Annotated in this window: 20 protein-coding genes; 10 read left to right on the top strand and 10 right to left on the bottom strand. The window is 71.6% G+C overall.

Features of this window, described 5'->3' with window-relative positions:
• Positions 1-99 precede the first annotated feature (99 nt).
• Together GCU56_RS02745 and GCU56_RS02740 are read left to right on the top strand one after the other, a co-directional pair.
• Entirely contained in the window at positions 100-1,491 is a 1,392-nt protein-coding gene (locus GCU56_RS02745) for an MFS transporter (RefSeq protein WP_163479966.1), read from the top strand.
• A gap of 131 nt (positions 1,492-1,622) precedes the next feature.
• The gene (locus GCU56_RS02740; RefSeq protein ID WP_204331327.1) at positions 1,623-2,027 is read left to right on the top strand and encodes a PaaI family thioesterase; all 405 of its coding nucleotides are present in this window, start codon (positions 1,623-1,625) and stop codon (positions 2,025-2,027) included.
• Positions 2,028-2,789: 762 nt separating this feature from the next.
• Here the strand turns inward: GCU56_RS02740 and GCU56_RS02735 are convergent.
• From GCU56_RS02735 to GCU56_RS02690, 10 genes are all read right to left on the bottom strand, one after another.
• Positions 2,790-3,191 (bottom strand): VOC family protein, encoded by a 402-nt coding sequence (locus GCU56_RS02735; protein WP_163479965.1) that lies wholly within the window; start codon positions 3,189-3,191, stop codon positions 2,790-2,792.
• A gap of 18 nt (positions 3,192-3,209) precedes the next feature.
• Entirely contained in the window at positions 3,210-4,379 is a 1,170-nt protein-coding gene (locus tag GCU56_RS02730; protein WP_163479964.1) for an alpha/beta fold hydrolase, read from the bottom strand.
• A 20-nt stretch (positions 4,380-4,399) separates the two neighbouring features.
• Positions 4,400-4,579, bottom strand: coding sequence for an SDR family oxidoreductase (locus tag GCU56_RS02725; protein ID WP_204331326.1), 180 nt, complete (start codon positions 4,577-4,579; stop codon positions 4,400-4,402).
• Positions 4,576-5,544, bottom strand: a complete 969-nt coding sequence (locus GCU56_RS02720; protein WP_163479963.1) for a fumarylacetoacetate hydrolase family protein — start codon at positions 5,542-5,544, stop codon at positions 4,576-4,578. Before GCU56_RS02720 ends, GCU56_RS02725 begins: the two co-directional genes overlap by 4 nt.
• A 17-nt stretch (positions 5,545-5,561) precedes the next feature.
• Positions 5,562-6,500 carry a VOC family protein gene (locus GCU56_RS02715; RefSeq protein ID WP_163479962.1) on the bottom strand — a complete coding sequence of 313 codons (939 nt, stop codon included), beginning with the start codon at positions 6,498-6,500 and terminating at the stop codon, positions 5,562-5,564.
• Positions 6,501-6,522: 22 nt separating this feature from the next.
• Positions 6,523-7,656, bottom strand: a complete 1,134-nt coding sequence (locus GCU56_RS02710) for an FAD-dependent monooxygenase (protein ID WP_163479961.1) — start codon at positions 7,654-7,656, stop codon at positions 6,523-6,525.
• Between the two features lie 15 nt (positions 7,657-7,671).
• Complete coding sequence (locus GCU56_RS02705) at positions 7,672-8,649, bottom strand: cyclase family protein (protein WP_163479960.1); 978 nt, start codon at positions 8,647-8,649, stop codon at positions 7,672-7,674.
• Positions 8,650-9,053: 404 nt separating this feature from the next.
• The gene (locus tag GCU56_RS02700; RefSeq protein ID WP_163479959.1) at positions 9,054-9,968 is read right to left on the bottom strand and encodes an alpha/beta hydrolase; all 915 of its coding nucleotides are present in this window, start codon (positions 9,966-9,968) and stop codon (positions 9,054-9,056) included.
• Between the two features lie 214 nt (positions 9,969-10,182).
• The gene (locus GCU56_RS02695; RefSeq protein ID WP_163479958.1) at positions 10,183-11,115 is read right to left on the bottom strand and encodes a VOC family protein; all 933 of its coding nucleotides are present in this window, start codon (positions 11,113-11,115) and stop codon (positions 10,183-10,185) included.
• A 130-nt stretch (positions 11,116-11,245) separates the two neighbouring features.
• Entirely contained in the window at positions 11,246-12,172 is a 927-nt protein-coding gene (locus GCU56_RS02690) for a LysR substrate-binding domain-containing protein (RefSeq protein ID WP_204331325.1), read from the bottom strand.
• Between the two features lie 116 nt (positions 12,173-12,288).
• On the opposite strand from GCU56_RS02690, the gene GCU56_RS02685 reads away from it, so the two are divergent.
• The 8 genes from GCU56_RS02685 (at position 12,289) to GCU56_RS02650 (ending at position 19,900) form a co-directional block, all read left to right on the top strand.
• A complete protein-coding gene (locus tag GCU56_RS02685) occupies positions 12,289-13,305 on the top strand; it encodes a LysR family transcriptional regulator (RefSeq protein WP_163479957.1) in 1,017 nt (338 codons plus the stop codon).
• Positions 13,306-13,356: 51 nt separating this feature from the next.
• Positions 13,357-13,782 (top strand): VOC family protein, encoded by a 426-nt coding sequence (locus tag GCU56_RS02680; RefSeq protein WP_163479956.1) that lies wholly within the window; start codon positions 13,357-13,359, stop codon positions 13,780-13,782.
• Between the two features lie 241 nt (positions 13,783-14,023).
• The gene (locus GCU56_RS02675) at positions 14,024-15,199 is read left to right on the top strand and encodes a sugar ABC transporter substrate-binding protein (RefSeq protein WP_163479955.1); all 1,176 of its coding nucleotides are present in this window, start codon (positions 14,024-14,026) and stop codon (positions 15,197-15,199) included.
• 70 nt (positions 15,200-15,269) lie between these two features.
• The gene (locus GCU56_RS02670; RefSeq protein ID WP_163479954.1) at positions 15,270-16,928 is read left to right on the top strand and encodes a sugar ABC transporter ATP-binding protein; all 1,659 of its coding nucleotides are present in this window, start codon (positions 15,270-15,272) and stop codon (positions 16,926-16,928) included.
• Complete coding sequence (locus GCU56_RS02665) at positions 16,925-17,986, top strand: ABC transporter permease (protein ID WP_163479953.1); 1,062 nt, start codon at positions 16,925-16,927, stop codon at positions 17,984-17,986. The genes GCU56_RS02670 and GCU56_RS02665 overlap by 4 nt, the downstream gene beginning before the upstream one ends.
• On the top strand, positions 17,986-18,285 hold the full coding sequence (locus tag GCU56_RS02660) for a DUF2218 domain-containing protein (protein WP_163479952.1): 300 nt from the start codon (positions 17,986-17,988) through the stop codon (positions 18,283-18,285). Before GCU56_RS02665 ends, GCU56_RS02660 begins: the two co-directional genes overlap by 1 nt.
• Before the next feature lie 149 nt (positions 18,286-18,434).
• Positions 18,435-19,571 carry an FAD-dependent monooxygenase gene (locus GCU56_RS02655; protein WP_163479951.1) on the top strand — a complete coding sequence of 379 codons (1,137 nt, stop codon included), beginning with the start codon at positions 18,435-18,437 and terminating at the stop codon, positions 19,569-19,571.
• 35 nt (positions 19,572-19,606) lie between these two features.
• Positions 19,607-19,900 carry a putative quinol monooxygenase gene (locus GCU56_RS02650; RefSeq protein WP_163479950.1) on the top strand — a complete coding sequence of 98 codons (294 nt, stop codon included), beginning with the start codon at positions 19,607-19,609 and terminating at the stop codon, positions 19,898-19,900.
• Positions 19,901-19,909: the final 9 nt, after the last annotated feature.

Genomic DNA, 19,909 nt, shown 5'->3' with positions numbered 1-19,909 from the left:
AGAATTCCAACTCACCCCGGGGGCCGGTCAATGGGACTAGGCACGCGCTCGTCTGGACCAAGGGGCCGGCCCCGGCCGACCAGAGGCACCGCGCCGATCGTGGCGGTGCTGTCGATCGCGGTGTTCATGTCCAGCCTCGACCTGTTCATCGTCAACCTGGCGTTCCCGTCGATCGCGGAGGACTACGCGGGGGTGGGGCTGGGGGAGCTGTCGTGGATCCTCAACGCCTACACGATCGTCTTCGCGGCTGTGCTGATCCCGGCCGGACGGTGGGCGGACCAAGTAGGTCGCCGCCGCGCGCTCGTCGCGGGCCTTGCCGTGTTCACGGCCGGATCGCTCCTCTGCGGGCTGGCCCCGGGGGTGGGCTGGCTGGTGGCGGCGCGCATGGTGCAGGCGATCGGCGCGGGCGTGATGGTGCCGGCGTCGTTGTCCTTGTTGCTGGCCGTCGTCCCCGTGGAGCAGCGTGCCCGGGCGCTGGGATCGTGGTCCGCACTCGGCGCGCTGGGTGCTGCCCTGGGTCCTGTCATCGGTGGCGGACTGGTCGAGATCGGCTGGCGCTGGGTGTTCTGGGTGAACCTGCCGGTGGGCGTCGTAGCGATCCTGCTCGCACTGCGCCTGGTACCCGAGAGTCGGGACGATGCGCGCCGGGTTCGCCCCGATTTGCTGGGCGCACTGTTCCTGGCGCTCGCTGTCGGGTCGGTCGCCGGCGCCCTGGTCATGGCGCCGGACTGGGGCTGGGCGTCGGCAGGCTTCGGGGGCCTGCTGCTCGCAGCAGCGCTCTGCACGGGGGTGCTGGTCCTCCGCTCGTCGCGTCACCCGGCGCCGGTGCTCGAGCCCGGCCTGTTCCGGTCCCGGGCTTTCGCGGGCGCCGGGGCGGCGTCGGTGCTTTACTACGCGGGCTTCGGCGCCTTCCTCCTCCACACGGTGGAGTTCCTCACCGGTGTCTGGCAGTACTCGCCGTTGCAGGCGGGGCTGGCCATCGCCCCGGGGCCGCTGATGGTGCTGCCGTTCGCGAGGCTGGTCGCGCCCCGATTGATTCCGCTCCTGGGTGGGGTCGGGCGCGTCGCCGCCCTGGGCTGCGGGGTCGGCGCCGTGGCGCAGCTCCTGTGGCTGACGCTGCTCCAGGCTGAGCCTGCCTATCTCACTCATCTACTGCCGGTTCAACTGCTCGGCGGCGCCGCGGTCGGGCTGGCGATCCCGTCGCTCCTGGGGGCGGGCAGCGTGGGGATGCCCGCGGCGCGCCTGGGCACCGGCAGCGGCGTGCTGAACATGGCCCGCCAGGTCGGCACGGTGCTCGGCGTGGCGGGGCTGGTGGCGGCCCTCGGTGCCCCGGCCGCAGATCCGCTGACCCCATTCCGGTACGGCATCCTCGTGATCATCACGCTCTTCGTCGCCGCAGGGGCGGTGTGCCTCGCGGTGTTGGCCCGGCCCGTCCAGTCGACTCCAGTCGCCGCGGCGTTCCAGCACGATCGACCGCGGGAGGCGGCATGAGCTCCCACGCAGAGTCACCCCCCTCCGAAGGCTGAGGACGACCGCGATCGAAGACCGTCTCATGGTGGGATCCCATGATCGGCGCTCGCGCGATGCCCATTCTCAGCGGGCGCGAGTAGTACCTGCAGGCGATGATCGACGGCCGGCTGCCGCCAGCTCCGATCGGCGGGTTCATGGCTATGACCGCTGTCTCCGTGGGCGAGGGGATGGTTAAGTACCGCTGCCGGCCGGACGAGTCGGCGTACAACCCCATCGGCGTGGTCCACGGGGGACTCGTCTGCACACTGCTGGACTCCGTCGCCGGCTGCGCAGTCCACAGCACATTGCCTGCGGGCGTTGGCTTCACCAGCCTCGAGATCAAGGTCAGCTGTCTGCGCCCCGTCCGGCAGGGAGAGGGGGAGCTGACCGCAACCGGGCGGGTCACCAAACCGGGCCGTCGCGCCGCCTTCGCCGGCGGCGAGGCACGTGACGAGGACGGCAGGTTGATCGCTACCGCGTCCAGCACCTGCCTGGTCTTCCCACTGCCGGAGGAGTGAAGCGACGACAGCCGCTCACCTACCCGGCTACGGGCCAACGAGCCGACCGGCCACCCCGACAGCCGAGCCAGCCCGAATGCCCAGCTGACGATGCGCCCAACCACTGGCGCGCGGCGAAGGTCGGCGCGGCAATCGAGCCATTGATCCGCGCGTCGCGCGCGAGCGCGGACGCCCCGTTGGTCGCGACGCTTGTCGCCGGCGGTCACGACGAGAAGTGCTCAAGCTCGGCGGCGTCGCCATTGGCATCGGCGGCCCCGCCCGAGCCCGGTTTCATAAAGAAGATCCACGCCGGTCCCGTCGTTCGCAAATGACCGGGGGGAACGGGCTGCGCTGCCCGGACCATCATACGGCTCCGCGGTGGTGCCACGATGGTGGCCAACTGACGACGTTCGCAGTTGTCCGCAGCTGTTCGCTGACGACGGCATTCGCCCTTGACCTGCGGAAGCTGACGGCGGCGGACGACCGCGGACCCCTACCGGCCGCCCTGGCAGCGTGGGGGTCAGAGGTACGAGTCCCCTCACCTCCACGCCGATGACGAGGCCGTTCTTCTACCACCACCACGTTGTCGATCCCGGCCGCGGCGAGCAGGTGGGAGAGCAGCAGCCCGGCGGGCCTCCTCCCACAATCCCGACACGGGTCCTGACCACCTCAGGGCCGGGCATGTGCTCCTCCTACGGCTTGGGTCGGGACGTCCCCACAGGGGGGTTGTGGGCGGCGACCGCCGCCGGGACCGGCGGGTCCTCGGTCGGGCGGGATGACCCGTCAGTTGATGACGTGCTGCTGCCCCAGCCAGATGGCCTCCCAGACGTTTCCGTCAGGGTCGGTGAAGCTGCCGCGGTACCCCCCGTTGCCTTCGCGGGACGGCAGCCAGGGCTTGCCGCCGGCGTCCAGCGCACGCTGCACCAGGTCGTCGACCTCGGCCCGGGACTCCACGGACAGGCTGTGCACCGCCGTCGTCTCCCGCGAGGGGTCGCCGACCTTGCCCGCCACGAGGTCGGCGAACCGGTCCCGGGTGTGCAGCATGACCGCGATGTCGTCGGCCACCACCACGGCGGCCGTGCCCTCGTCGGAGAAGTGGTCGTGGAAGCGGTACCCGAGGGCGCCGTAGAAGTCTCGGGCGACCGTGAGGTCCCGGACCGGCAGGTTCACGAAGAGCATGGGCATGGTGGCAGTCCTCTCCTGTCAGCCCCGAGTGGAGTCGAGCTCGGCGAAGGTGTCGGCGACCCAGTCGGCGACGAACGTGCTGACGTAGGGCAGGTGGTCCAGGCCGATGTGCTCGGTCGCGCCCTCGTCGGGGGTGAAGACCCGCAGCTCGCGCTTGGGGCTGTTGACCGCCTGCTCGTGGGAGCGGTGCGCGTACTCCAGCGGGATCTGCCGGTCGTTGGCGCCGTGCGCGATGAGGAAGGGCACGGTGATGTGCTCCACGACCCCGTCGAGGTGGACGTCGTCGGCGAACTCGATGAAGCGGTCCAGGTCGTCGTGACCCCACACCCACAGGACGTGCTCCCAGTAGTGAGGGATCGGCCGCTCGCCCTCGCGCTCGAGGCGGCGGCGCTGGACGGCGCCCCAGTTGTGGTTGGCCCCCCAGGCGACGCACAGTGCGAGGCGCTTCTCGAAGGCGGCCGCGCGGGGGGCGTAGTAGCCGCCCAGCGACCAGCCGACGATGCCGATCCGGGAGGTGTCGACGTCCTCGCGCGTCTCCAGCCAGTCGACCGCTGCGCTGGCCCAGGCCTCGGTGTCGATGCGCGCGGTCAGCCCCTGCAGCCGCAGGGCCTCGCCGGTGCCGGGCTGGTCGAGCATCAGGCAGGAGATGCCCCGGGCGGCGAGCTCCGCCCAGTGACCCGAGCCGTACATGTGCTCTTTCGCCGAGTCCAGCCCGTTGACGAGGACGATGACCGGCACCGGGCCGTCGTCGGCGGCGGGCGCCTGGCTGAAGTAGGCCGGCAGCGTGGTCCCCTCATACGGGATCTCGACCCGGCTGATCCGGGGGTCCCGGAGTTCGAACGACCTCTGCGCCAGCTCCAGCACCCGCTTGTAGGTGGGCACTCTGTCGGGGTCGGACTTGGACAGCATCCGCTCGGCCTGGCAGAGGTAGTTGCTGGCCCGGAAGTACAGCTCCCCGGCGGTGCGCGTGTGCCCCGCGTTCTCGGCCTCCTCGGCCTGGCCGACGAGCTGGTCGGTGAGCGCTCTCCAGGCGCGCAGGAAGTCCTGGGTGCCGGCGTCCTCGCCCTGCTGAGCGGCCTCCCTGATCGGCCGGCAGGCGCGGTCGACCTCGTCGATCAGCCCGCCGGAGTTGAGTGCGGCGACGACGCCGAGGTTCCAGACGTAGTTGCCGGGGAAGTACTCGAACACTAACTCGTCCTCTCGTGGGGTCAGTAGGCCCCGGGCAGGACGGCGGACCAGCCGCCGTCCATCTCGGGATTGGCGCCGGTGACGTAGGCGGCCTCGTCGGGGGCGAGGAAGAGGGCGCAGCGGGCGACCTCCTCCGGGGCGCCGACCCGGCCGAGCGGGATGGCCCCTGGGATCGACTGGACCTGGGCGGCGATCCTCATGACGGCCGCTTGCGGGTGCGCGGCCGCGGCCGCGCCGCGCGGACGGGGGGCAGCTCGAGGCCGGGGACGACGCGGTTGCGGATCGAGCCGATGCCCTCGACGGTCATCTCCACGACGTCGCCCGGCTCCAGCGGGGGAGGGGACAGCTCACCGCGGCGGCCCCACAGCTCGGCCAGGCAGCCGCCGTTGCCGCAGGTGCCCGAACCCAGCACGTCCCCGGCTCGCACCCAGGTGCCGCGCGAGGCGTAGGCGATCAGCTCCTCGAACGGCCACCCCATGTTGGACAGCAGGTCCTGGCCGACCTCGGCGCCGTTGACCGAGACGCGCATGTCGAGCGCCAGGAAGCCCTCGTCGTCCCGGTACGGCTCGAGTTCGTCCGCGGTGACCAGCCACGGGCCCAGCGTGCTCGCCGAGTCCTTGCCCTTCGCCGGACCGAGGCTGACCTTCATCTCGCGGGCCTGCAGGTCGCGGGCCGACCAGTCGTTGAGGACGGTGTAGCCGAAGACGTGCTCCCGGGCCTGCTCCGGGGTCAGCGAGGCGCCGTCCCGGCCGACCACGACCGCGACCTCGAGCTCGAAGTCGAACCGCTGCGAACCCGGCGGGACGGCCACGTCGTCGTGGGCGCCGACCAGGGCGTAGGGGTTGGTGAAGTAGAAGGTCGGCGCCTCGTACCACTCCGGGACGACGCCGGCCTGCCCGTCGATGGCCTTGCGCACGCCCTCGACGTGCTCCTCGAAGGCGACGAAGTCCCGCACCGTGGGCGGGTCCAGCGGCGGCAGCAGTCGGACCGACCCGACCGGCACCGCCGGGCCGTCCAGCGCGGCGGCGCCCGCGTCGAGCGCGTGGGGGAGCCCCGCGCGGACGATGTCGAGCACCGTCGTCCGCGCGGGGAGCTCATGGAGACCGGCGTCGCTGAGGACACCGGCGCGTACCTGGCCCTCCGCCTCCCAGGTGGCAAAGCGCATCTGACGAACCTCGACCCTCAGACCGGAGGGGCCACGAACAGGCCCTTGTCCGGGTCGTTGAACGACTTCGTCGCCACGAACTCGTTCATCTGGTTGGCGGTGCCCCACTGGTCGGCGACATCGGGGTTGGTGGAGTCGTAGAGGTGCGGGTGCCAGGTGTCCTCGTCGATCTCCTCGAGCTCCGTCGTGTACTCCATCGTGTTGCCCGACGGGTCCAGGAAGTAGCTGAAGGTGTTGCCACCGGCAAGGTGCCGGCCGGGACCCCAGATCTTCTCCACGCCGGCGCGCAGCAGCCGGCCGGTGCCGCGCATGTACTCGTCGAGGCCGCGCAGCTCGAAGGAGGCGTGGTGCAGGGAGGGGTGCGGGCAGCGGGCGATGGCCATGCTGTGGTGCCAGCTGTTGACCCGCATGAACCACATCATCTCGCCCATGTGCGGGTGCATCAGGGTGTCGGACAGGGCGAAGGCCAGGTGCTTCTCGTAGAACGCCCGGGTGCCCTCGGGGTCGGCAGAGTTGATCACGACGTGCGAGAGGCGGACCGGGATCGACTCGCCTTCCTCGATGGCGCGGTGCTGCCGCACGCCGACGTCGGAGCTGACCTCGACGGTCCGGCCCTCGTTGTCGAAGAACCGGAAGCCGTACCCGCCGCCGGGGGTCTGCAGGTCACCGGGCTCGGACACCAGCCGTACCCCGTCGCGAGCCAGCTGCCCGGCGAGGGTGTCGACGTCGGCCGCGTCCTTGGCACCGAAGGAGATGAGGTCGATCCGCTTGTCGGCGGACTGCCGCAGCCGGACGACGTACTGCTCCGGACTGCCCTCAGCGGCGAGGAAGGTCAGGCCGGTGTCGCTGTGCTCCGCCTTCAGCCCCCAGGCGTTGGTGTAGAAGTCCAGCTGGGTCTGGTAATCGGGCACCGCCAGGTCGACGTGCCGCAGGTGGGTGATCAGGCGCTCGGTCATGGCGGTTCCCCTCGGTCGTGCTTCAGGCCGGCTGGCTGGTGAGAGCGGCGATCCGCCCCATGAGGGCCGGCACGTCGCCCTGCTCATGAGCGAGTTGCCACCGGGCGAGCTGCAGGGAGGCGTCCACGACCGTCTTCACGCGGTCGTGGCGGCGGGCGGCGAAACGGGACAGGAGGTCGTCGTCCAGTCTGTCGGCGGAGGTCAGGAGTTCGGCGAGGACCGAGGCGTCCTCGAGGGCGAGCGCACCGCCCTGGGCGAGGGTCGGCGGGCAGGTGTGGACCGCGTCCCCGATGAGGACGACACGGCCGCGGTGCCACGGTGCGTCGAGCAGGTGCTCCTCGAACCAGGTGTAGTGGATCTTTTCGGGGTCGGTGATCGACTCCCGGATCTCATCCCACGGACCGTGGTAGGCCTCCGAGAGCTGCCGGACGATCGCGACCTTCTCTTGCGGGCTCACGGTCGTCCGGTCCTGGGCATCCTCGACCAGGACGGCGTACACCGAGTTCGTCCCCGTGGGGGTGTACCCGGCGATGTAGCAGGGGCCGCCGTAGTAGAACTCCGAGTTCTCCACCTCGGCGGGGCGGGGCGCGAACACCCGCCAGATGCCCATGCCGACCGACCGCGTCTCCAGCGGGATCTGCAGCATGCGGCGGGTCCACGACCGCACACCGTCGGCGGCCACCACGAGGTCGTAGCGCCGGGTGGACCCGTCGGTGAACCGGACGTCGACGCCGACGCCGTCCTGCTCGAGCTCCTGGATCGTGGAGGAGAACCGGGTCTTGACGCCCGCCTGCTCCGCCCGGCCCATGAGGATGCGGGCCAGATCGGGGCGGTACATGCCCATGCTGGCGGGCAGGTCGGGCCCTCCAGACCGGACGTTGGGCATCCGGGCGATGACCGTGGCGTCCGGCGCGAAGGGCGCACGCAGGACCAGACCCTCCGACGTCCACCCCTCGGCGATGCACTCGTCCAGCACGCCCAGGGCGCGCAGCTCGCGCAGCGCATTGCCCTGCAGGGTGATGCCGGAGCCGAGGGCGGTCACCTCGGGCTTGATCTCCACGAGGTCGACCGCGACCCCGGAGGAGGCGAGGTGGATGGCGGTGGCGGTGCCAGCGAGGCCGGCGCCGACCACCAGGACGTTGTCGACGGCAGACACGTCAGGACTCCTTTGTCACTTGACGGCGATGGGATTGACCGGGGCGCCGACGGCGCCGGTCACGGGCAGCGGTGCGGCGGTGAGGAAGAAGTCCCACACGTCGTCGGCGGCACAGTCGGCCGCCAGCGCGTCGAGGTCCCACATCTCGCCGATGAACAGACCCATGTTCGGGATGGCGACCTGGTGCAGCGGCTGGAAGGCGACGTCGAACTCGTTGGGCCGCACCTCGAAGCCCCAGGTGTCGGTGGCGATACCGGCGATCTCGGTGTCGTGCAGCCACTCGGCGGTGGTGAAGCTCAGCCCGGGGGAGTCCCCGCCGGCGTAGTCGCCCCAGCCCTCCCGGCGGGCGCGGGCCAGCCGGCCGGTGCGCACGCAGACCAGGTCTCCGCGGCCGACCCGGGCGCTCGGGCCCTGGGCGGCGACGGTGGCCTCGAGGTGCTCGGACGTGATGGCGAAGCCGTCGGGCAGTCCGCCGTCGGTGCTGACCGCGCGGCCGACGTCCAGCAGCACGCCGCGTCCGGCGATGAGGGAGGCGGCGGTCTCGATGCCGGTGACCTTGTCGCCGTCACTGGTCACGACGTCACCGGCGCGGCGGCCGTTCCAGGCGTTGCCGTGGTCGAAGATGTGGCCGAGGCCGTCCCACTGCGTGGAGGCCTGCAGCGGCATGAAGACCACGTCATCGGCGCCACCGATGCCGTGCGGGAAGCCTTGCGCGCCGCGCTCCGCGTCGGTGCCGGTGTCGAGCATCGTGTGCACCGGGTTCGTCCGCCGCCGCCAGCCCCGCTGCGGGCCGTTCATGTCGAACGACTGGGCGAGCGAAAAGCTCACCCCGCGCCGTACCAGCCGCGCACCCTCGACGCGCTTGGCCTCGTCCAGGAAGTTCAGCGTGCCCAGCACGTCGTCGGCGCCCCAGCGGCCCCAGTTCGAGCATCGCTTCACCGCCGCGGCGATCGCCCCCTCCGGGTCGGAGCGGTCGAGATCGGCGGGGCTCATGCGGTCGGGCACATCGGGTCCTCCTCGAAGCGACGCACGCCACAGTCGGTGAGCTCCCCTGGGTTGGGAAGTCGAAATACCTGATGCCTCGCATCACCGGCGTCGATACCGTCGCGGTCGTGAGGGTGGACCTCAACCTCCTCGTCTCGCTCGACGCCCTGCGCCACCAGCGCAGGGGCCGCTGATCGAGGCCATGTGGTGGCACCCCGTCGTCGACAACGACCCCGAACCCGGCTGGCTGCGCGACCTGGTGACCCGCGCGGCGTAGCGGGCGGTGGCGTCGGCATCGGAGGTTGCACAGCCCTGATCGGTGTGTTCGGCAGTGATCAGGGTCCGGCCGGCGCCGCTCGGTCGCCACCGGCACTGCAGCCGCGCGGGGTGGCGCCAGGCAGCCTCGCGTCCGGTCAGGCTTTCAGCGAGTGACGGACGCGAGCCGAGATGGCGTCATACATCTCTCGGGTCTGGCGGCCGTCCTTGGCCACGAGGTTGTAGGCGTGGTCGGCACCGGGCACGATCACGAGCTCCTGCAGAGCCCCTGCCCGATCCAGGAGCTGCGCGTAGGTCTCCGACTCGGCCCGCAGGCGGTCGTGCTCAGCTGTGACGACCAGCGCTGAGGCGATGCCCCTCAACTCCTCGGGGTCGCTGAAGACAGGTGACGCGAGGTGGTGCCGTCGCTGCGAGGGATGGGGCAGGTAGGCGCCCATGCACAGGTCTATGACGGGGATGGGCAGCATGGGCTTGGGCACTGGCCTGTGCTTGTGGACCGGGTCGCCGGCCAGGTCGAAGGGCCCGTAGTTCAGCACCTGGAGGGCAAGCGGGGGAGCGCCCGCCTCCGACACCTGCCGTGCGGCCGCGGCCGCGAGCGAAGCGCCGGCGCTCTGCCCGCCCACCGCCAGGCGCGCACCGTCCCAACCGTGCTCGACGCCTGCCTCAGCGGCCCAGCGGAGCACGTCGAAGGCCTGGTGTGCTGCGGCCGGGAACGGATGCTGCGGCGCGAGCACGTAGTCCACGTTGAGGACCACCACGCCGGCCGCCGCGGCCAGGTAACGGCACCAGGGGTCGTCCTGATCGGGGTGTCCGACGATGAACGCGCCGCCATGGAAATTGACGTAGACGGCCGGCGAGCCGCCGTCGTCCGGCGGGTAGTAGGCCCTGACCGGCGCCGGACCCAAGCGCGTCGGCGCGACGAGGTCCTCACTGCGTGCCGCGACCTCTGCGAACCGTACTGCGGGCGCGGCCTTCGCCAAGGCGATGGGGGCGATGCGCTGGAAGACCCGAGCAGCCAGCTTGGCGATCCTGGGATGGGTGGCGAAGAACAAGGGGGCGTGCCTTCCGAGAGGGCCAGCGGATCGGCGCGGTCGGCCCAACCGGTACCTCGCCCGGTCGGGCCGCCGAGCACGGTGACGGCCGACAGCCCCACCACTGCCCGGATCCACAGGACGTTCCTCCGGTGGCCGCGCCGTCCGACGGGAGTGGGTCGCCGGTCAGCCCTCGGCCGGGTCCTGTCAGGGCTGCACGCCGATCCGCTGGGAGTCAGACCGGTGGAGGGGTGAACAGGACGTCGGGGTCGTTGAAGGACGTACTGGCGACCGACTCGCTCATCGGGTCGGACGTGCCCCACTGGTCCTGGGTCAGCGGGTCTGTGACGTCATGGAGGCCCGGGTGCCAGGTGTCCTCGTCGATCGTGGCGATCGCGGTCGTGTACTCGATGGTGTTGCCGTGCGGGTCGTGGAAGTACGAGAACGTGTTGTCACCCGCCAGGTGCCGGCCCGGACCCCAGGTCAGGCGGGCGCCGGCGCGGAGCATCTTCCCGGTCCCGCGCATCCACTCCTCGAGGCCGCGCATCTCGAACGAGGCGTGGTGCAGCGAGGCGTGCGGGCCGCGGGCGATGGCGAAGCTGTGGTGCCAGTCGTTGCAGCGCATGAAGTACATGAGGTCGCCCATGTGCGGGGAGACCAGCGTGTCGGACAGGCGGAAGCCGAGGTGCTGCGCGTACCAGTCCCGCATCCGCGTCGGGTCGGGGGAGTTGACGACGCAGTGGGAGAGCTTGACCGGGATGGCCTCGCGCTCCTCGATCTTGCGGTGCCGGCGCAGCTCGACGTCGCTGGAGACCTCGACGACCCGGCCGTCGACGTCGAAGAAGCGGAAGCCGTAGCCGCCTCCAGGGGTGTCGAGCTTGTCGGGCTCCCGGACGATCTGGACGCCGTCGGCGATGAGCTGTGCGGCCAGCGCGTCGACGTCCGTCGCGTTGGCGGCGCCGAACGAGATGAGGTCCATCCGCTTCTCGCCGCGGCGGAGCCGGACGACGTACTGCTCCGGCGATCCCTCGGCCGCCAGGAAGGCGATGCCGTTGTCGTCGGCGACCTGCGTCAGGCCCCACGTCGTCGTGTAGAACGCCAGCTGCTTGTCGAAGTCCGGCACGGCCAGGTCGACGTGGCGCAGGTGGGTGATCGGTCGGGCGGTCAAGGCGGTCCTCCTACCTTGCAGGGCCGGGCCGCGCGTGCGGCCGGGGTCGCTGGTGACGGTAGGCGGGGTGACGCGGGTCGTGGAAATGGACGACGGCCATACCAGTCATGGTTGGCGTGATGCGTAGCGGTCAGGAGGTGCGCACGTCGTGGCCGAGGGCGGCGGAGACCTCCTGCAGGACGCCCCGCAGCCACGCCACGCTCGGGTCGCTCTCCCGCGACGGGTGCCAGTGCGCGGCCTCGGCCAGCTCCGGGTCCTCCAGCGGCACCTCAGCGACTGCCAGGTCGAGGCTGGCCGGGCAGCGGTCGAGCAGCCGCTCCGGGACGAACGCGCAGAGGTCGGTGCCGGAGACGGCGAATGGCAGGGCCAGCAGGCCCTGGACGGAGACCTCGACGTGCGGGGTGATGCCGGCTTCGGCGAGGACCGCGTCAGCCGGCGTCGGGAGTCCTCCGCCGAACGCCGCGGCATGGGGCAGCTCCCCGAGGTCCTGGTGCGTGAGTCGCCCGTGGCGCAGCCGCGGGTTGTCCGCGGCGACGATGCACACGAAACGGTCGGAGAAGACGACCTGCCGCCGCCCGGGGAAGTCGTAGCCCATCGCCGCGATCATGAGATCGCGTCGCAGGAGGTGGGCGGTCAGGTCACTGCCGGGCGTCCAGATGGGTCCGAAGTCCACGGTGATCCCCGGCGCCCGCCGGTGGACGACGGTCATCAGGGGTTCAACCAGGACGGCCAGCGCGTAGTCCGACCCCGAGACGGTGAACCGGCGGGTGCTCGTCGTGGGATTGAAGCCGGCCCACGGCTCCAGCGCAGTGCTCACCGCGTCGAGCGCTCGTGCGACCTGAGGCAGCAGTTCCTCCGCCAGTGGCGTCAGCTCGTACGTGCGTCCCTGCCGTTCCAGCAGGTCGTCCCCGTAGTGCTCGCGCAGGCGTGCCAGCGCCGCGCTCATCGCGGGCTGGCTCATGTTGACCGCCACCCCCGCGCGGGTGACGTTGCGCTCCTCGAGCAGCGCGCGGAGGGCCACCAGGAGGTTGAAGTCGACACCCCGGGTCCCGGGCACCCTGCCCCCTTCCGCTACGGCGCGATCGGCCGCGGCCGACAATATGCTGCTCAGCGACCGGCGACGGCGTCTTCAGCTGCCGGTTCGGACAACGATGTCCCGGATGAGGAGGCGCGGTGGACCTCGGTGCCCTCGACCTCAACACGCTGGCCGCCCTGCGTGCCCTCCTCGAGGAGGAGAACCTGACCCGGGCCGGCGCCAAGGTGGGCATCGCCCAGCCGGCGATGAGCGGGATCCTCGGCCGGTACCGGCGTCACTTCAACGACGAGCTGCTGGTCCGCGTCGGGCGGGAGTACGAGCTGACCCCGCTGGCCCGGGACCTGCTTCCTCAGGTGCAGGAGGCCCTGCGGTTGATGCGTGAGGCGCTGCGGGTCGCGGGCGCCTTCGATCCGCAGCGCAGTAACCGGCTGTTCACCGTGACGGCTAGCGACTACGCGATGACGGTGCTGCTGGAGCCGCTCCGACGAAGGCTGCGCGAGCACGCCCCGTCGGTGCGGCTCGGGTTCGTGGACCTGCCGTCCGACCTGGTGAATTCGCCCGGGGCGCTGCTCCGGTACGACGTGGTGGTCGGCCCACTGGGGTTCGGGTTCGCCGGCGAGCACACGTTCCTCTTCCACGACCGGCTTGTCTGCCTGGTGGACCGGGGCAACTCCTACCTGCGGGACGGCGGCATCGACCTCCAGGCGCTGCGCACCATGCCGCACGCGGTGACGGTGTTCCACCACGAGGCCGTGACGCCGATCGACCGGGTCCTCGACCAGTTGCGCGTCGTCCGCAGGGTGGCGCTGAAGACCCGTGGCTTCCTCCTGCTCCCATTCGCTGTCGTCGGCACGGACGCCGTGGCCGTCGTTCCCGAGCGGCTCGCCGTCCGGTTCCGCACCGACGAGCGGCTGCTGCAGGTCGAGCCGCCCTTCGGGTTCGTGGACATGCTGGAGACGGCGTGGTGGCATTCCTCCCGCGCGGTCGACGCGGGGCACCAGTGGTTCGTCGGGATCCTGGAGGAGGTGGCGGCGGAGCTCGCTGCCCACGACCCCGTGGGCGCGCGTCCGCACCTCCCGTCCCCGGCCGAGGCGGGGCTGCTCATACCTGGTATGGCCGGATCGGCGGGGTCGGATCCGGGTGCGTCCGCCTAGCGTCGCGCCGCCACCCGCGGTGCCACGCCGGCGCGGACGACGGGAGACCTGATGGCTGCGGTAGACCGAGCGCGTCTCGACCACGTCGGGCTCAACGTCCGCGACCTGGACGGCATGACCGACTGGTACGTGCGCGCCTTCGGCTACCGGGAGCAGGTCCGCTTGGCGCTGGAGGCGCTGGACCTCCGGATCGTGATGCTCGTCGACGACGAGGGACGCCGGTTCGAGCTGCTCGCCCGAAGCGACGGGGCCCCCGGGCTGCGGGCGGCCACGCCGGTCCAGGCTGCGGCGACCTGGGGCTTCGGACACGTCGCGTTCGTCGTCCCTGACCTCGTCGCGACGCACGCCCGGCTGATCGCCCTCGGCGGGTCCGACGTGTCCGCTCCCAGCCCCTCCCCGGAGGAGGGCTGGTGGTTCGCCTGGGTCCACGACCCGGAGGGGAACCTCGTCGAGCTGATCGGCCAGCCGCCGGCCTGAGCACCCCATCCGGCTCGTACCTGGCGGGCCGGCGGGACTCCGGGGGGACGCCTCGGCGGGGCGTCGACATCCCTCGTCGCGGCCGCGCATCGGTCAGCGGCATGGATTCCATCGCGGATCGTGATTTCCGGTCGGGTCCTGCTCGCGCTTCTCTGTGATCTAGCTCGCGAGACCTGCGTCACCCCGACCACGGGTCCGACCGGGCCTCTCTCCCGTCCCGCCGTCCAGAGAAAGAGGACCCATGTCCCAGTCCCCGCGCCGGTACGGCCTCGGCGCCGTCCTGGCGCTCGTGTTCGCCATCCTGCTGTCGGCCTGCAGCTCTCCCTCGGAGGTCGCTTCCGGTTCCGGTTCCGGTTCCGGCTCCGACGGCGGCGCCGAGTCGGCCTCGTCCGAGGCCCAGGAGGCGCTGCAGATCGCTTACGAGGGCGAGATGGGCACCCCGCCGACCGCCACCACGACCCCGCCGGAGGGCGTCAACCTCTGGGTCGTCTCCTGCGGTGAGCAGGTGCCGGGGTGCGCCGTCCCGACGGCCGCTGCCCGCGAAGCGGGGGAGGCCGCCGGGTGGTCCGTCAACGTCTGCGACGGTCAGCTCAACCCCAACGGGTGGGGCACGTGCGTGCGTCAGGCGGTCAGCGCCGGAGCGGACGTCATCATCCCGATCGGCATCGACTGCCCGTCCGTCCAGCAGCCCTTCCAGGAGGCCAAGGACGCCGGCGTCACCGTCGTCGGCGGCGGCGGGGTGGACTGCGACGCGGCCGGCGGCCAGCCGTTGTGGGGCAGCGAGCGCATCGAACTCGAGGGCGTGGACGCCCAGGCATTCTTCGAGCTGCAGGGCAAGCTGGCAGCCGACTGGCTGATCGGCCAGACCGACGGACAGGCCAGGGTCCTCCAGCTGACCTTCACCGACCCCGTGTGGGGTCCCTGGCTCGCCCAGGGCTTCGAGGACGAGCTCGCCACCTGCTCGGAGTGCGAGATCGTCGACACGCTCGAGTACTCGAACCAGGACGTCGGCAGCGGCTCCCTGCCGCAGACCTTCTCCACCGCCCTCCTGCAGGCAGCGGACGTGAACTCCGTCTACTTCCCGGTCGGCGGCGTCGTCAACGTCGGCCTCGCCCAGGCGGTGATCGCCTCCGGCAAGTCCGCCGACCTGAACGTCGTCTCGACGCTGGGCGCCGGGCCCAACCTCGACCTCATCCGCAACGACGGCGGCCTGGACGCTGCTGTCACGATCCCCGCGGAGTGGGGCGGCTGGGGATCGGTCGACACCGCGATCCGCCTGCTCAACGGCGAGGAGCCGCTCCCGCAGGGCTCCGGCGTCAAGGTCGTCGACGCCGACAACAACCTGCCCGCGGCCGGCGAGCCCTTCACCGGCGACGTCGACTACCAAGCCGCCTACCGCGAGGTCTGGGGCGTTTGATCCTCGTCCCGTCACTCAGTCCGGCCGGTGGCCGCCCGTCGCGGCGGCCACCGGCCGGGAGGGAGAACCCATGACCGAGACCGCGAGCCCGAAGGCTCCCGCAGCGACCGACGTCGTCCTCCGCGTGGCCGGCCTGACCAAGCGCTTTGGCGCGACGCTGGCCCTCGACAAGGCCGACCTGGCGCTCCGCCACGGCACCGTCCACGCTCTCGTGGGCGGCAACGGTTGCGGGAAGAGCACCACCATCAAGGTGCTCGCCGGGGTGCACCGCGGGGACGAGGGCCGCATCGAGGTCGCCGGCACCGCCTGGGACGTCGACGCCTACGACCCGCGCGCCGGTCGCGCCGCCGGTCTCCGATTCGTCCACCAGGACCTCGGCCTCTTCCCGCAGCTGTCTATCGCCGAGAACTTCGCGTTCGACGCCGGCTACCCCACCGGCCCGGGTGGCCGCGTCCAGTGGCGGAACCTGCACCGTCGCGTCGCCGAGCTGCTGACCACCTACGAGATCGACGCAGATCCGCGGACCCCGGTCGGCGCCCTCCGGCCCGCGCAGCGCACGCTGGTCGCGATCTGCCGAGCGTTGCAGGACCAGGAGGGCGACGAGCGGCTGATCCTCATCCTGGACGAGCCGACGGCCACCCTGCCGCAGCACGAGTCCGACGTGCTGCTCGAGGCCGTGCGGCGCCGTGCCGACCAGGGGCAGACCGTGATGATGGTCAGCCACCGCATGCCTGAGGTCCTGTCGGTCTGCGACGACTTCACCGTCTTTCGCGACGGCCGGACCGTCGCCGCTCTGGTGGGCCAGCGCCCCACCGAGCACGAACTCGTGCGGCACATGACCGGCGCCGCGCTCGCCCGGACCATCGACGAGAGCGTCGTGCCGGGGGCGCTCGACGGGGACACCCCCGTGCCCGCCGACGACCGGCCGGCGGCCGAGCCTGCCACTGCCGCCGCGGACGACGACGTCGTCCTGCGGGTACAGGACCTGCACGGCGGCCCGCTGCGCGGTGTGGACCTCGAACTGCGACGGGGCGAGATCGTCGGCGTCGCGGGGCTCGTGGGATCGGGCCGCAGCTCGCTGCTGCGGACCATCTTCGGCGAGCACCGCCCGGCGTCCGGCCGGGTCACGGTGCGCGACGCCGCCGGCCGGGTGCACGCCGACGGGGACCCCCGGACCCGGATGGAGGCCGGTGTTGCCATGGTGCCGGAGGACCGTGCAGGAGAGGCCGCGTTCGCGGAGCTCACCATCCGGGACAACCTCAGCGTCACGGTGCGCCGGAAGTACTGGCGCCTCTGGGGGATGTCCCAGCGTCAGGAGCGGGCCGACGCCGCGGACCTCGTGGCCCGGTACGGCGTGCGGGCCGCCTCCGCCGACGCGCCGTTCACCTCTCTCTCGGGCGGCAACCAGCAGAAGGTCGTCCTGGCCCGCTGGCTGCAGCGGCAACCGTCGCTGTTGTTGCTCGACGAGCCCACGCAGGGCGTCGACGTCATGAGCCGCGCCGACATCTACCGCACGGTGCAGGAGGCGGCCGCGGGCGGGTGCACCGTCCTGGTCGCCTCCTCGGACCTGCTCGAACTGTGCAGCCTCTGCGAGCGCGTGATCGTCCTCCAGGACGGCCGGGTCGCCGCCCACGTCTCCGGCGCCCAGCTCACCCCCGACCACCTGACGGTCCTCACCCAGAGCACGACCGAGCCGCCGTCCCCGACCCTCCAGGGAGCATCCCGATGAGCGTCACCGACACTCCACCCCTGCAGTCCCCGGGTTCTGGCGACACCGGAGCAGACGACCGGATCTCGCCACCGGTGTCCACGGCAGGGGCCCACGGCGGGGTGAAGGGGTTGCTGGAGCGGCACGCCCTGCTCCTGTTGCTGGTCGCCGTCGCGGCGTTCTTCTCGTTCAACCCTGCCAGCGGCGACATCTTCTTCACCCAGCAGAACGCCAGCGTCCTCCTCGGCAACCAGGCGACCGTGGCCCTCCTGGCCCTGGCGGTGATCCTGCCGCTGGTCTGCGGCTACTTCGACTTCTCGCTCGGCGCGATCGCCGCGACCTCGACGGTCCTCACCGCGGGCCTGATGAGCTTCAACGACCTGCCGCTGGGACTGGCCATGACCGTCGGCATCGGCGTGGGTGTCCTGATCGGCGGACTCAACGGTCTGCTGGTCACGCGGTTCGGGCTCAACTCGTTCGTCACCACGCTCGGCATGGCGACGCTGCTCGGCGGCCTCATCCAGTGGTACACGGGCGGCCAGGCCATCGTGAACGGGCTCGACCCGCGCCTGGCCCAGTTCGGGTCGACGACGCTGCTCGGCGTACCGCAGGTCGTGTACGTGGTCGCCCTCATCGCCGCGCTGCTCTGGTACCTGCTGGCCCAGACGCCGTTCGGCCGAGGTCTGTACGCGATCGGCTCCAACCCCCGGTCCGCGGCGCTGGTGGGCATCCGGGTGCAGCGGTCGGTGTGGACGACGTTCGTGCTCGCCGGCGCCCTCGCCGGGCTCGTCGGCGTGCTGGCCCTGGCCCGGTCGGGGTCGGCAACCGCGGACCCGGGCACCGGGCTGCTCTTCCCGGCCTTGGCGGCGGCCTTCCTCGGTGCCACCGCCGTCCGGCCCGGCTTCTTCAACGTGGTCGGCACCATCATCGGCGTCCTGTTCGTGTCGGTGAGCGTCAGCGGCCTGACGCTGTCCGGAGCCAGCACCTGGGCCAGCCCGGTCTTCAACGGCGCGGCGCTCCTCGTCGCCGTCGGGCTGTCGCACTACCTCGGCCGCAGCCGCGGCGTCCGGACCACGTGATGACGCTGCACGCGCGGGCCGAGGTACCGACCGATCGCCCCGAGCGCTGGGTCAAGCAGCTGGTCAGCCACCTCGGCCGCCGCCTGGAGGGCTCGGTCGACGAGACCACCGGCGTCGGCCGGCTGGACGGCCCCGGGATGTCGGTGACGCTCGAACCCGTCGGTCCCACCCTCGTCCTCGAGGCATCGGCGGAGGACGCCGAGGGACTGGACCGGATCACCGACGTGGTCGGGTCCCACCTGCAGCGGTTCGCCGCATCCACCGAGGAGCTCGCCGTGCGGTGGATCCCGGCGCCCTGACCGACCCTGCTACCGGCTGACCGCTCCCCGTGGGGCCGGTCAGGTATCGGCCGCAGCCATGGCTGCGATCCCGGAGACGCTCTTCTCACCGCACCCGCCACGACCAATGGTGAGCGGGCACACACCGACACCGCCCCGGAGGGCACCTCATGGACCAACCCGTTCGCCGCGTGCTCGTGGTCGGTGGTGGCACCGCAGGTTCGGTGCTCACCCTGGCCCTCCGGCAGCGCGGCCTCGACGTCGTCCTCGTCGAGCGGCAGAGCGAGTGGAAGGCCATCGGCCACGGCATCACCATCCAGGGCAACGCGCTGCGGGCGCTGCGCGACGTGGGCGTGGCCGACGAGGTCGTGGCCGCCGGCGCTCCGTTCGACCGGCTCCGCATGCGCACCGTGGACGGCGAGCTGATCCAGGAGATCGTCTCCCCGCCGCTGGGTGGCGACGACCTCCCCCCGACCATGGGCTCGATGCGCTTCCTGCTGCAGGAGGTCCTCAGCCGGCACGTGCACGACTCCGGCGCCGACGTCCGACTCGGCACCGCCGTCGAGGCCATCGAGGACGACGGGGCGGACGCCGGTGTCGCAGTGGCCCTCTCCGACGGCTCACGGGAGGTCGTCGACCTCGTCGTCGGCGCCGACGGCCAGCACTCCACCGTCCGCTCGCTGATCGGCGTCGAGGCCCGGCGGCGACCGGTGGGCATGGCGATCTGGCGGATGGAGGGCCCGCGCCAGCCCGGCATGGACTGCGCCGAGCTGTACTACGGCGGTCCCCGCTACAAGGCGGGCTACGCGCCGATCAGCCCGGACCGCATGTACGCCTACGTCCTCGACGAGGACCGGCGCCTGGAGTCCTACGGCGACCGGCCGCTGCACGAGTTGATGGCCGAGCGGGCAGAGGGCTACGGCGGACTGTGGCCGGCCATCCGGGCGAGCATGGGACCGGACACCACGATCGACTACCGATCGCTGGACGCGCTCTTGATCGACGGGCCCTGGCACCAAGGCCGCGTCCTGCTGATCGGGGACGCCGCGCACGCCTGCCCGCCGATGCTCGCCCAGGGCGCGGCGATGGCCGCCGAGGACGCCATCGTGCTGGCCGAGCTGATCGGCGACGGCCACCCCGTCGACACGGTGCTCTGCCTGTTCATGGAGCGCCGGCAGCAGCGCGCGGCGATGGTCGTCGACAACTCCGTGCAGCTGGCCCGGTGGGAGGTCGAGCCCGACACCCCCGGAGCCGATCCGGCCGGACTGATGCGGTCGTCGATGGAGATCCTCGCCGGCCCCTACTGACCCGAACCACCAGACCGACAACTGAGGAGAACGCAATGGCATTCGTCTGTTCCGCCACCTGGACCGCGCAGCCCGGCAAGGAGGACGTCGTCCGCGAGGCGCTCACCGTTCTGGCCCCCGCCTCGCGCAACGAGCCCGGCTGCCAGACCTACGTCGTCCACCAGGACCCCGAGCAGCCGTCCGTTTTCAAGATCTTCGAGGTCTACGACGACGAGGACGCCTTCAAGAAGCACGCCACCTACCCGCACTTCGAGGAGCACGCCCTCGGCAAGGCCATCCCGGCGCTGGCCAACCGGGAGCGGGTCTTCACCACCGTCCTCGACGTCTGAGCGGAGCCC

Origin of the sequence: Geodermatophilus sabuli (assembly GCF_010686765.1) — a bacterium.
Taxonomy (GTDB): domain Bacteria; phylum Actinomycetota; class Actinomycetes; order Mycobacteriales; family Geodermatophilaceae; genus Geodermatophilus; species Geodermatophilus sabuli_A.
Note: the sequence above shows the minus strand (reverse complement) of the source record. Positions and strands in the feature narration are given on the sequence as shown.